Genomic DNA, 12307 nt, shown 5'->3' on the forward strand with positions numbered 1-12307 from the left:
AGGTAATCGGGTCTTAAGGCATAATCAAGCCAAAGGGCAGGGAAGGCAAATGTTTGCATTTGGAAAGACCGTTCGGACCGCGTGGATGACCACTGTGCGGGTCACAGCATTTGCCGGTGTGGCCGCTGCTCTTGTGGCCTGCACGGCAATGGACCGCAAACACGGTTGGGTTCCCAACGAGGAAGAACTGGCGGATGTGGTCCCTGGGCTTGATACCCGGGACAGCGTCACCGAGAGCTTTGGTGAACCGGGCACTGCAGGGGTGACCCGAGCGGGCGGATATTACTACATTTCGTCTCTTCAGCGCCGGTATGGCACGCGAGCCCCCAAAGTGGTCTGGCGCGAGCTGGTGGCGATCACCTTTGACGACAATGATGTGGTGGCAGGGGTTGAGCGCTATGGTCTGGAAGACGGGCGTGTGATCCCGCTGGAGCGTCGTGTGACCTCGTCGAGCCTGCAGGACAAGACGTTCCTGCGCCAGCTGCTGGGCAACCTGGGCAATGTAAACCCCAGCACCTTCTTGCAGCAGTAACCGGCAGCAGTCACCTTGTGACACAGTTTCCGTGTGGCAACAGCCCCTGTCCCTTTTCAAAGGGCGGGGGCTAATCTTTTGGGATTTTGTCTGCCTGTCTTAAAAGCGTCACTTGGCAATCCCATGTTCTCGAACTAGCAGACCGAAAGACTTACCCGGCCCTGTCGTTTTGGAAGGCGGCAGGGAAACAGTGATGGACAGCCGCCATGACAGAGACGTCGACCCCAGACCAAAACTTTGCCGCAGACGCCGCTGCCTTGGCGCAGAATGTGCTGCTGGAAAAAGGCCGCTATGTGGCGCGGCTGGCCCAGGATGCGCGTGATATCGCGGCGGCGCAGGCGCTTCGGACCTTGTGTTTTCGAACAGATCAATTCGACGCCGACGGGTTTGATACCACCTGCGAACATGTGCTGGTCGAAGACAGCCGCAGCGGCGCACTGGTCTGCTGTTTCCGCCTTTTGGTTCTGGAAGGCGGGGCGGATGTCAGTCGCAGCTATTCGGCACAGTACTATGATCTCTCTGCGATGGCGGGGTTTGAAGGCCGCATGGTCGAGATGGGCCGTTTCTGCATCCATCAAGGCTGGACGGATCCGGACATTCTCCGGGTGGCCTGGGGGGCGATGACGGCCTTTGTGGATCGTGAAGAGATCCAGATGCTGTTTGGATGTTCGTCTTTTGCGGGCACTGAGACCGAGGACTACCTCGACGCATTTGCGATGCTAAAGCACCGCCACCTCGCGCCGAAACGTTGGCTGCCGCGGGTCAAAGCGCCCAATGTGTTTAAATATGCCGCCCGCCTGCGCCGAAAGCCAGATGCCAAAAAGGCGATGCTGCGAATGCCGCCTTTGCTGCGCACCTATTTAATGATGGGCGGCTGGGTGAGTGATCATGCGGTGGTCGACAACCACATGAACACGTTGCATGTCTTCACCGGTCTGGAAATCGGCGCGATCCCTCCCGCGCGCAAACGGCTGTTGCGCGCGGTTGCAGGCTGAGGGCGCGAGGGGCTCTGCCCCTCACACTCCCCGGGATATTTGGGAAAAGATGAAAGAGCTTTCCTGCACCAAGATCTATGTGCCGCTCGTGTTCCAGGTTTCAGGCAATAAGACATTGGCTTCTGAGTAATAAACGGCGCTAAATTCATCTTTTTTCAAATATCCCGGAGCGCGAGGCAGAGCCTCGCTTCTGTCTTCTCGACAGTTGCTTCGCGTATCTGTCGTTGACCTTGAGCGGTGTCGCGGGTAGCTCGGGCCTCATGGCACGTATACCTCTTCTGCAAATGTCCGGGATCTCGCTGACTTTTGGTGGCGATCCTGTGTTTTCCGATCTCGACCTTGTGGTGCAACCGGGTGACCGGGTGGCGCTGGTAGGGCGCAATGGCTCTGGCAAATCGACCCTGATGAAGGTCATGGCTGGACTGGTTGAGGCCGACACCGGCTCTATTGTTGTGCCACCGGGCAAATCGGTTGGCTATATGGAGCAGGATCCAAAGATGGAAGGCTTTGCCACTCTGGGTGATTTTGCGGCCTCCGGTTTGGAACCGGGAGAAATGTACCGGGTGGAACGCGCCGGCGAAGGGTTGAAGTTTGATCCTGCCCGCGCGGTTGAGACGGCTTCGGGCGGTGAACGCCGCCGTGCCGCGCTGGCCAAACTGATGGCTGAAGCCCCCGACCTGATGTTGCTGGATGAGCCGACCAACCACCTTGATATCGAGGCGATCACCTGGCTTGAAGAGGAACTGAAATCCACCCGCGCGGGCTTTGTGCTGATTTCGCACGACCGGGCCTTTCTCAATGCGTTGACCCGTGCAACGCTTTGGGTTGATCGCGGTCAGGTGCGCCGTCAGGAAAAAGGGTTTGAGGCTTTCGAAGCCTGGCGTGACAAGGTCTGGGATGAAGAGGACCAGCAGCGCCACAAGCTGAACCGGCTGATCAAGTCCGAAAGCCGCTGGGCGGTAGAGGGTATTTCGGCCCGGCGTAAACGGAATATGGGCCGGGTGCGGGCGCTTCAGGATCTGAAATCGGAACGTGCAGGCCAGATCAAACGTCAGGGCACCGCGGCAATGGAATTGGAAGCCGGTCCGAAGTCCGGCCGCAAGGTCGTGGAAGTTGAAGGAATTTCAAAAACTTTTGGCGACAAGGTGATTTTGCGGGATTTCTCGCTCAAGGTGAACCGCGGCGACCGCGTGGCTTTTGTTGGTCCCAACGGTGCTGGCAAAACCACACTGTTGAAGATGCTTCTGGGGCAGGTTGAACCCGACAGCGGGGCGGTCCAGCAGGGCACCAATCTGGAAATTGCGCTGTTTGACCAGACCCGGGATCAGTTGGATGGTGATGCGAGTCTTTGGGAAAACCTGACCGCAGATCCGCTGTTGGGGATTTCCGGCAAAGCGGATCAGGTGATGGTGCGGGGACAGCCGAAACATGTTGTGGGATATCTGAAAGAGTTCCTGTTTGACGAACGCCAGGCCCGCGCACCAGTGCGGTCGTTGTCGGGTGGGGAGAAAGCGCGATTGCTGCTGGCCCGTCTGATGGCGCGGTCTTCGAACCTGCTGGTCCTCGATGAACCAACAAACGATCTGGATGTGGAAACGCTGGATCTGCTTCAGGAACTGCTGGATGCCTATGATGGCACGGTGCTCTTGGTCAGCCACGACCGGGACTTTCTCGACCGAGTCGCGACCAAGACGATTGCGATGGAGGGGGACGGAAATGCCACGGTTTATGCCGGTGGCTGGAGCGATTATATTGCGCAACGCGGCCCCCTTGAGATCGCGGGTAAAGCCGAAAAGCTGAAAGCCGCAAAGCCGAAACCCAAAGCCGAGCCTCAATCCGCGAAAGAGGGATTGAGCTTTAAGGAAAAGCACCGCCTTGAGGCCCTGCCGGACGAGATCGAGCGGCTTGAAAAAGAGATCGCTAAGCTCGAAGAGTTGATGGCGGATCCGGAGCTTTTCAGTCGTGAACCTCTGAAGTTCAAGAAAGCCACCGAAGCCCTTGTGGAGCGGCAGGAAAAACTGGCTGCCGCAGAAGGGGAATGGCTGGAATTGGAAGAAAAAGCCAACGCTTGAAGCGCGTGGTTTGTTCTAGGAAACCTGAGTGTTGAAAGAGTGGTTTCGCTTCGGGCTTTGCCCGAAACGACCGGCAGGGGCGCCGCTTCGCGGCGCCCCTGCCGTGCCCAACCAAAGTGACTACATTTAAATGCAGTCTAAATGGGCGGGAGCGCCCCGTTGAGGGTGTGGTTTTTCAGGTCATGCGCAGGGCGCCATCAAGACGCAGGATTTCGCCGTTGAGATAGGGCATCTCTACGATGAAGGCCGCGGTGCGGGCGAATTCTTCTGGATTGCCCAGGCGGCGAGGATTTGGGACATCTGCTGCAAGGCTGTCCTGAACCTCTGGTGGCAGCCCTTGCATCATCGGGGTCAAGAAAATGCCCGGCGCAATCGACATTACCCGTATCCCGAGCCCCGCAAGATCGCGCGCCATCGGAAGGGTCATGCCGATAATGCCGCCTTTTGAGGCAGCGTAGGCGGCCTGGCCCTTCTGTCCGTCATACCCGGCGATTGAGGCGGTGTTGATTATTACGCCGCGCTGACCATCGGCATCTGCTTTATTCCGGGCGATGGCCTCCGCGCAAAGGCGGGCAACGTTGAAGCTTCCGACAAGATTGACATCTACCGTGGTCTCAAATGCGGGCAGCGGATGTGGGCCGTCGCGGCCAAGGGTCTTGGCACCAATCACAATCCCTGCACAGTTGATGCAGGCCGTAATAGCGCCCATCTTGGCCTGAGCATGGGCAACCGCAGCGGCGACAGAGGCTTCGTCGGTTACATCGGTGGCCGCGAACTCTGCGCCGATTTGTTGCGCGACATCGGCCGCACGGTCACCGTCGCGGTCCAGGATTGTGACCTGAGCCCCCTTTGATGCAAAATGCCGCGCGGTTGCTTCTCCTAGACCTGACGCGCCGCCAGTAATGACGGCACAGGTATTCTCCAGCCGCATGGGTTGCCCTCCCTTAAATGAACGTATGTTCATTAATCGCAGGGCATGACGGTTTGTCCAGTCTGTTTGTGTGCTCAGGCGCTCATGCGGGCGATGTCGAGCCGCGCCAGCGGGGCAATGCGCCGTCCAAGCGGGGGCCAGAAGACCCACGTTCCGCCCAACCGTTGAACGTCGGCGCCGGTGCCCAGTTTGAACCGCGCAAGGCCGGAGGCATCTTCGGTATTGACCACCCCAAGATCGAAAGAAGAGATCCCTTTTGCCGCCAGCCACTCCATTGCGGACCACATCAGCAGATTGTGAGCGCCCAGTTGGCGCCCACGAACAAAGCTGTGCGCGATATGGTAGGTCGCGCTGGTGCCATGGGTCAGAACCAGCATCGCCGCCACCACGTCGCGCCCCTCAAAGGCTTGGAACAGTTTGGCTGCGCTGGGGTTTTCTGCTGCATAGGCAAGGGTAAGCTTGCGCGGCCAGGTCGCATAGAGTCGCTGCTTCTGCTGCGCTGTGTCCGCGCGAAGCAGCCAGTGATCGCTGTCTATGGGCATATTCTGTCGCGTGACACGCAGCGGAGCGCCTTCGGCCGCCTTGAGGCGATTGCGCCATTTCTGGCGTAGCCGGGCACGACGGTCCTCTGTGCTGCCGGACAAATCCAGTCGTGCAATGGAGGCAGGCGTCATCAGCGGCAGGGCACCAAGGCGCGCGAGTTCCGGCACCGGGCGTTCCGGCGACAGGATCACAGGGGTACGGCGCAGTCCTTCTTCCTGCAGGATTTCTAAAAGCCGCGCGGGCTTGTGCAGATCAGCCCGGTTGATCATAGCCATCGGCACCCGCCCAAACCATTTGCGCCGCAGCACCACCATGTCCTGCATCCGGTCCAGCACCAGCGGGCGCTGACCGATGGCGGCGAGCGCACGGGTGAACTCTGCCGATTGTGGCAGGGACCGAGGGGCGGTGTTGGGATCTGTTGCAGCGGTGCGGGGCATGGCTTGCGCGGGGCTCAGGTCAAACATGGCGCTATTAACCGTGCTGAAACCTAAATGATGGTTAATTGTCTTATGAAAAATCGAAAGAACTCTGATCAACCGGTTTATGGCCTCAGCGCGCCTTGTGCGCGGATGACGAAATGCGCGGCATTGCTGATAGCCGTCGCCCTGTCGGTGCCGGTCTTTCTGGTCCTGACGGTGGTTGAGCTGGTGTTACTTTAAGGTTTGTGCGCGATCCCCGTGCCCTATTCCAATGGGCCGCCCATACGCTTCTTTTGGCTGAAAATACTCTGGGGTGAATTGTTGTGCTGCTGCAAGCCGCACAGCAAGAGGGGCAATGCCCCCAAACCACCGGCCCCCATCCTGAGCTGTCACATAGAAAAAGGGCAGGTCCAATAACCCGCCCTTTTGCATCTCCTATGGCGTGACGCCTCAGCCCTCCAGCTGCACCAGTGCGTGGCGCTTTTTGCCGGCCGACAGTTTGATCGGCGACGACAGTGCGGCGGCGTCCAGCATCAGCCCCGCATCGGTTAGCGGTTGGTCGTCGATCTTAGCGCCGTTTTCCGAAATCAGACGTTTGGCGTCCTTGCCGGATTTCGCCAGACCGGCTTTGACCAGCGCCTGTACAATGGACATGCCATCGCCCAGATCCGCAGCCGTCAGGGTCAGGGTCGGCAGGTCATCACCAACGCCGCCTTTTTCAAACACCTCGCGCGCGGTCGCCTCAGCCGCCGCAGCCGCATCAGCCCCGTGCAGCAGGGTGGTGACCTCATTGGCGAGGATCACCTTGGCCGCGTTGATCTCGGATCCGGCAAGCGCGCCCAGACGGTCGCATTCCTCGACCGGCAGCTCGGTATAGAGCTTCAGGAACCGGCCCACATCGGCATCCGTGGTGTTGCGCCAGAACTGCCAGAATTCATAAGGGCTGCGCATCTCGGCGTTCAGCCAGACCGCACCATCCTGGGATTTGCCCATTTTCTTGCCGTCCGAGGTGGTCAGCAAGGGCGAGGTCAGGCCAAAGATGGAATTGTCCAGAACCCGCCGCGTCAGGTCGATGCCGTTGACGATATTGCCCCACTGGTCGGATCCGCCCATTTGCAGGATGCAGCCGTAGCGGCGGTTCAGCTCCAGGAAGTCATAGGCCTGTAGGATCATGTAGTTGAACTCAAGGAACGACAGCGACTGTTCCCGGTCCAGACGTGATTTCACGCTTTCAAAGGCCAGCATCCGGTTGACCGAAAAGTGACGGCCAATATCGCGCAGGAACTCGAGATAGTTCAGACCATCCAGCCATTCGGCGTTATTGAGCATCAGCGCCTTGTTCGGCGCGTCGGTTTCATAGTCGATATAGGCCGAAAAGACCTTTTTGATGCCCGCGATATTGTCGTTGATCGCAGCCTCGTCCAAGAGTGGGCGTTCATCAGCGCGGAAAGAGGGGTCGCCGACCTTCGTGGTGCCGCCGCCCATCAGGGTGATCGGCTGGTGGCCGGTCTTCTGGAACCAGCGCAGCATCATGATCTGGATGAGCGAGCCCACGTGCAACGATTTGGCGGTCGCGTCAAAGCCGATATAGGCCGGGCGCACACCACTGATCAGGGCCTCATCAAGGCCTTGGTAATCGGTGCAGTCCGACAGGAACCCGCGTTCCATCATGACTGCGACGAAATCCGACTTGGGATGATAGGTCATGGCATGCCTCGGTAAAAGAATTAGCGAGGGGCTGTATAAAACGCCACGCGCCAACATGGAACCAGTTTTCCTGCCTTTTGACCGCGTGTAAGGTCAGTTCCAACAGGCAGAACAGCCCAAACCATGTCACGGGGCAGGACAAGAGGCAGAAAATGAGCAGAGCGATTGCCAAAACAGGACCGGTCACAGCGCTTGGTGCAATGAGCGGGACGTCATTGGACGGGGTGGATGTGGCCGTTGTGAACACGGATGGGCATAACATTTTGGGCTTTGGTGAGACAGGGTATCGCAGCTATTCCGAGAGCGAGCGCGCGGTGCTGCGCGCGGGCCTTGGCAAATGGTCGGGGCCAGAGGTCGAGGCCGCCGCCCGTGTCACTGAGGCCGCGCATATCGAAGCACTGCAGGGGATCGAGGCGGATCTGATCGGCTTTCACGGTCAGACCCTCGCCCATGCGCCACGTCTTCAGGGCACGTTACAGGTGGGTGATGGCCAGGTCCTGGCCGAAGCCTTGGCGCGTCCGGTGGTCTGGGATTTCCGTTCGGATGATGTGACCATGGGCGGCGAGGGGGCACCGCTTGCGCCATTCTTTCACTTTGCCTGTGCCAAATACATTGGCGCGGACCGGCCGGTGGTGTTCTTAAACCTCGGCGGGGTGGGGAACCTGACCTATGTGGATCCGCGGTTTGACCGCCCCGAAGACCCCGGTGCCCTTCTGGCCTTTGACACCGGTCCCGCCAATGCGCCATTGAATGATTTGATGCAGGAACGGCTCGGCCAAGCCCTGGACAAGGATGGCGAGACGGCAATGTCTGGCGAGGTGGAAACCGGCGCGCTTGAGCTGTTTCTGGCTGAACCCTATTTCTCTCGTATCCCGCCCAAATCCCTGGACCGAAATGATTTTGCCGAAATGGTCACGCTGGTGCGGGAACTCTCTGATGCAGATGCCGCAGCCACGCTGACGGCCATGTGTGCCGCAGGTGTGGCCGAAGGAATGCAGCATTGCCCCGAAGCGCCCTCACGTGTGTTGGTCACCGGCGGGGGGCGGCTCAATCCGGTGCTGATGGAGATGCTGCGCGTGTCGCTGGATTGTCCGGTTGTCGCAATTGAGGATGCGGGTTTGGATGGCGACATGCTTGAGGCGCAGGCGTTTGCCTACCTCGCGGTCAGGGTGGCGCGCGGCCTGCCAACCTCGGCCCCTGGGACCACCGGTGTCAGAGCCTGTGTCGGCGGTGGGGTGGTCAGCGTGCCCGAGGCGCAAAGCGCGTGACGGTCTGGCGTCCCTCTCAGTCAATCAAGGTCAAGGCATTGGGCCTGCATTGGCGGGCTGGGCGGTTGTTGGCGGCAGAGGTCGAAGATGACAAAGGCCGCATAAAGGGTGTGCGTCCTTTGGGAGGAACGGTGGAGTTTGGCGAAACCTGGCAGCAGACTTTGATCCGGGAGTTTCGCGAGGAGCTGGATGTCGACGTCAAAATAGATGGGGTGCCGCTTGTGCTCGAAAACATCTTTCGGCACGAAGGCATGGTAGGGCATGAAATCCTGTTCGTGGCGCCAGTCCTGTTCCCCGAAGGCGCCTTTGCGGAAGCGACCATGATCCAGTTCCGCGAAGACAATGGCGTGTTGTGCACCGCGCGTTGGTTTTCCCTGAAATCCCTCAGACTCCACGGGATTCCGCTGTTTCCAGAAGGGCTTGCAGAAGCGCTGTCATCCGGCGTCAGGGGTGACAAGGGCGGCAAGAGTGAAACGGCAAGCTCCCGCCCCTTCAATATGAATTGAAATTCATACCGAAAGGGTTGGGCATGGCGCGGCACGCGCCCCAGAGGGGCGCGTGCCGCGCTGGTCGCTTCGGGTGAAACCCGAAGCGAAATCCCTCAGGCAGAGGGTATCACTTCAGTGACTTCAGATAGTCAGCGGTGAAAGCAGAGTACCCGTTTGACGTGGATTCCAAATGGTCTTGTGTCACCGCATGAAAGCGCGGCAACTGATGAAAGGGAACGTTGGGATAGGCGTGGTGTTCTGCATGATATGGCATGTTCCAGGCCAGGAACCTGACCACTCGGTTGGTGAATGTGGTGCGCGAGTTTTCCAGCATATTTGCTACTGGCGGGCACAGCCCGTGTTCTGCCAGCAGATACAGTCGCAGGACCGGTTGGCCGACAAGGGCAGGCAATACCCAAAGCCAGAGCAGAACAGGCGACCAGATCAAAGACAGCAACGCCCCGGTATAAATCGCCAAGATCACCCGCGCCTCGCGGCGCATATCGGCATGTCGCCGGTCCGGTAGGTAAGGGCTGGTAATCTGGCCAAATGCATTCCGCCAAAGCACGGTTGCCATGCCGATCCAATAGGGCAGCCCGCTCAGATAATTCAGCCACCCCGCCCAAGTGGTGGGGCGCGGCCCGTTTTCGAGTTCGGGATCGCGTGCCGGGTCATTGGTGAACTTGTGGTGAGCCAGATGGTAGTAGCGAAACCAGACAAAGGGCAGAGCGATCAACACTGCGCAGATATGGCCAACGGTTTCATTGATCCAGTCAGAGGCAAAAGGTGTTTTGTGCGTGCACTCATGGGACAGTGTGAACAGAAAGACCAACAAAATTCCCTGCGGCAGCATAAAGAGTGGCCAATAGGGGATGTGCAGCAGGATGGCTGTGCTGCACATCAAAAGCACAAAGACATAGCCGCTAAGGTGGAGCAGGCCCTTGGCATCTGACCGGCGGGTCAATCGGGCCTTCAGCTCTACAGGCAGATCACGGATCAGGCTCCGATGGTCGTGTTTCTCTGTCATGCGTTCAGCCTCGGGTGGACTGTGGCGATTCGGCAAGTTGCGGCGTGCGTGCAGGGCGGCTCAGGCGCGGGGGATATCAAAACCCGGTGGCGCCAGTTCAAACCCTTCGAATTGAAACCCCGGTGACACAGTGCAGCTCACCAGCGTCCAGTCCCCGGTGCTGCGCGCCGCCTGCCAGTGGCCTTTGGGGACAATCAGCTGCGGCAGGCCCGCGTTCAGATCCGGCGTCAGCAGATGATCCTGTGCTGGACCTGCCTCGGTTTCCGCCAAGGACAGAACCAAGGGCGCTCCGGCGTGATACAGCCAAATCTCGCCTGCATCGACGCGGTGCCAGTGACTGTTTTCACCTGCGCAGAGCAGAAAAAAGATACAGGTGCCAGCGGGGCGGTCCCCGTCGTTTGCCTCAGCCGCCCAGGTCTGGCGATACCAGCCGCCTTCTGGGTGCTGGATCAATCCAAGCTTTGCGATGATTTCCGGCGCGGTCAATGCAGACATAGGTGGGCCTTTCTTGCGGTGGTTTCGAGCGTATGCGGGCGCAATTGAGGGCTGGCTTTTTAAGCGGGCCCCCATATGTATGAGCCATGACAGTGCAAATCCCATTCGACAACTCCTTCGCCCGGTTGGGCTCTGATTTTTCCGCTCCGGTGATGCCGACGCCCGTTGGTGCGCCCAAGCTGGTGGCCTTTAATGAGCCTCTGGCCCAGAGCCTTGGCCTCACCTGGGAGGCAGGCCCGGACCGTGGCGCGGTGTTTGCAGGCAATCTTGTGCCGGAAGGGGCAGACCCACTGGCGCAGCTCTACTCTGGGCATCAGTTTGGTCAATATAACCCGCAGCTGGGCGACGGGCGGGCGATCCTGCTGGGGGAGGTGGTCGATCAGGGCGGCGTGCGCCGCGATATACAACTGAAGGGGGCTGGCCGGACGCCATATTCCCGAGGTGGCGATGGTCGGGCCTGGCTGGGACCGGTCTTGCGCGAGTATCTGGTTTCGGAAGCGATGTATCGGCTTGGCGTGCCGACCACGCGTGCGCTGGCAGCGGTCACTACCGGCGAACCCGTCTACCGCGAGCGCGCCTTGCCCGGCGCGGTCCTGACCCGGGTGGCCAGCAGCCATTTGCGGGTTGGCACCTTTCAGATTTTTGCCGCACGGGGCCAGCATGAGGCGCTGGCGCGGCTGACGGAATACGCAATTGCGCGCCACTATCCGGATGCAGAAGGGCCGATGGGCCTGCTGCGCGCGGTGCGCGATGCGCAGGCTGAGCTGGTCGCCGCTTGGATGAGCTTTGGTTTTATACATGGGGTGATGAACACCGACAATTGTTCCATCGCGGGCGAGACCATCGACTATGGCCCCTGTGCGTTTATGGATGTGTTCGACCATCATCGGGTGTTTTCCTCGATCGACCGGATGGGGCGCTATGCCTATGCCAATCAGCCGTCGATTGCCGCTTGGAACATGGCACAGCTGGCGACGGCGCTGATCCAATTGGCCGAAGATCCGAACGACTGGGTCAACGAGGCGACCGAGATTGTGCATGGGATGCCAGACCGCCTGCAGGCGGAGTGGATCGATCGCTTCCGCGCGAAGCTGGGGCTGCGCAGCGAGCAGGAGGGGGATCTGGAGCTGATTACGGATCTTCTGCGGATCATGAGTGACGGGCAGGCGGATTTTACCAATACCTTCCGGGCGCTGCTGGAGGGCGGTGCGCGGGATCAATTTGTCGATCCTGCGGCGTTTGACGCCTGGGAAACAGGGTGGCGGCGTCGATTGGAGGCTGAGGAGGAGCCTGAAGCCACCATGCGGCACGCCAACCCGGTCCTGATCCCGCGCAACCACCGGATTGAGGCTCTGATTGCCGAAGCTGTGGAGGGAGACTTCACGTCGTTTCACAGGTTGAACGATGCGCTGGCGAATCCGTTTGACGCGCGTCCCGCGTTCGAAGACCTGCGGCGCCCGCCGACGGAGCGAGAGGTGGTGCAGGCCACCTTCTGTGGCACCTAGTCCCCGTACGGTCTTTCTGGAAAATTGAGTTTTGCGGTGCAAAACTCAAGAGGTTTTGCGCCTCGCTTTGCGAGACGCCGGGGGGCAGGCCGCGCCTTCGGCGCGGCCTGCCTGGCCCAACGCTTTTGAGGGAGGTTGTGCCTCACCGCCAAGAGAGGCGGGAGAGCCCGGCCCGCCGCAGGCGCTGAGGTATCCGCCGCAGGCGTCGAGGGGCAATGGTTGGGTTTTTCTACCTGCGAAACAGGGGGGACTGTAGCCGCGNTTGGNGATCGTTGCGAGGCGTGCGGGCGGGACGGGGTTNAGGCAGGGTTGTGCCAAAGAAAAA

11 protein-coding genes are annotated in these 12307 nt (G+C 59.8%); 6 read left to right on the forward strand and 5 right to left on the reverse strand.

The window, feature by feature from the left end:
- Nucleotides 1-49 precede the first annotated feature (49 nt).
- The 3 genes from TRM7557_RS15145 (at nt 50) to TRM7557_RS15155 (ending at nt 3599) form a co-directional block, all read left to right on the forward strand.
- Complete coding sequence (locus tag TRM7557_RS15145; protein WP_058291041.1) at nt 50-532, forward strand: outer membrane protein assembly factor BamE; 483 nt, start codon at nt 50-52, stop codon at nt 530-532.
- Between the two features lie 206 nt (nt 533-738).
- A complete protein-coding gene (locus TRM7557_RS15150; RefSeq protein ID WP_082626622.1) occupies nt 739-1527 on the forward strand; it encodes a GNAT family N-acetyltransferase in 789 nt (262 codons plus the stop codon).
- 260 nt (nt 1528-1787) lie between these two features.
- Entirely contained in the window at nt 1788-3599 is a 1812-nt protein-coding gene (locus TRM7557_RS15155; RefSeq protein WP_058291042.1) for an ABC-F family ATP-binding cassette domain-containing protein, read from the forward strand.
- 175 nt (nt 3600-3774) lie between these two features.
- On the opposite strand, the gene TRM7557_RS15160 is transcribed toward TRM7557_RS15155, so the two are convergent.
- The 3 genes from TRM7557_RS15160 to tyrS all read right to left on the reverse strand — a co-directional run bounded on the left by TRM7557_RS15160 (nt 3775) and on the right by tyrS (nt 7199).
- Nucleotides 3775-4530, reverse strand: a complete 756-nt coding sequence (locus TRM7557_RS15160) for an SDR family NAD(P)-dependent oxidoreductase (RefSeq protein WP_058291043.1) — start codon at nt 4528-4530, stop codon at nt 3775-3777.
- Between the two features lie 74 nt (nt 4531-4604).
- Nucleotides 4605-5537: a GNAT family N-acetyltransferase gene (locus TRM7557_RS15165; RefSeq protein ID WP_058291044.1), complete on the reverse strand. Its 933-nt coding sequence runs from the start codon at nt 5535-5537 to the stop codon at nt 4605-4607.
- A 405-nt stretch (nt 5538-5942) separates the two neighbouring features.
- Nucleotides 5943-7199, reverse strand: a complete 1257-nt coding sequence (gene tyrS, locus TRM7557_RS15170; RefSeq protein WP_058291045.1) for a tyrosine--tRNA ligase — start codon at nt 7197-7199, stop codon at nt 5943-5945.
- A 152-nt stretch (nt 7200-7351) separates the two neighbouring features.
- Here tyrS and TRM7557_RS15175 point away from each other — a divergent pair, with 152 nt between their 5' ends.
- Together TRM7557_RS15175 and TRM7557_RS15180 are read left to right on the forward strand one after the other, a co-directional pair.
- Nucleotides 7352-8467, forward strand: coding sequence for an anhydro-N-acetylmuramic acid kinase (locus TRM7557_RS15175; RefSeq protein WP_058291046.1), 1116 nt, complete (start codon nt 7352-7354; stop codon nt 8465-8467).
- A 110-nt stretch (nt 8468-8577) separates the two neighbouring features.
- Complete coding sequence (locus TRM7557_RS15180; RefSeq protein ID WP_268873723.1) at nt 8578-8973, forward strand: NUDIX hydrolase; 396 nt, start codon at nt 8578-8580, stop codon at nt 8971-8973.
- A gap of 109 nt (nt 8974-9082) precedes the next feature.
- On the opposite strand, the gene TRM7557_RS15185 is transcribed toward TRM7557_RS15180, so the two are convergent.
- Both TRM7557_RS15185 and TRM7557_RS15190 read right to left on the reverse strand, forming a co-directional pair.
- Nucleotides 9083-9982 (reverse strand): fatty acid desaturase, encoded by a 900-nt coding sequence (locus TRM7557_RS15185; RefSeq protein WP_058291048.1) that lies wholly within the window; start codon nt 9980-9982, stop codon nt 9083-9085.
- Between the two features lie 60 nt (nt 9983-10042).
- Nucleotides 10043-10468: a cupin domain-containing protein gene (locus TRM7557_RS15190; RefSeq protein WP_058291081.1), complete on the reverse strand. Its 426-nt coding sequence runs from the start codon at nt 10466-10468 to the stop codon at nt 10043-10045.
- A gap of 95 nt (nt 10469-10563) precedes the next feature.
- Here TRM7557_RS15190 and TRM7557_RS15195 point away from each other — a divergent pair, with 95 nt between their 5' ends.
- On the forward strand, nt 10564-11982 hold the full coding sequence (locus TRM7557_RS15195) for a protein adenylyltransferase SelO (protein ID WP_058291049.1): 1419 nt from the start codon (nt 10564-10566) through the stop codon (nt 11980-11982).
- The last annotated feature ends 325 nt before the right edge of the window (nt 11983-12307 follow it).

The organism is Tritonibacter multivorans, from assembly GCF_001458415.1.
Lineage (GTDB): Bacteria > Pseudomonadota > Alphaproteobacteria > Rhodobacterales > Rhodobacteraceae > Epibacterium > Epibacterium multivorans.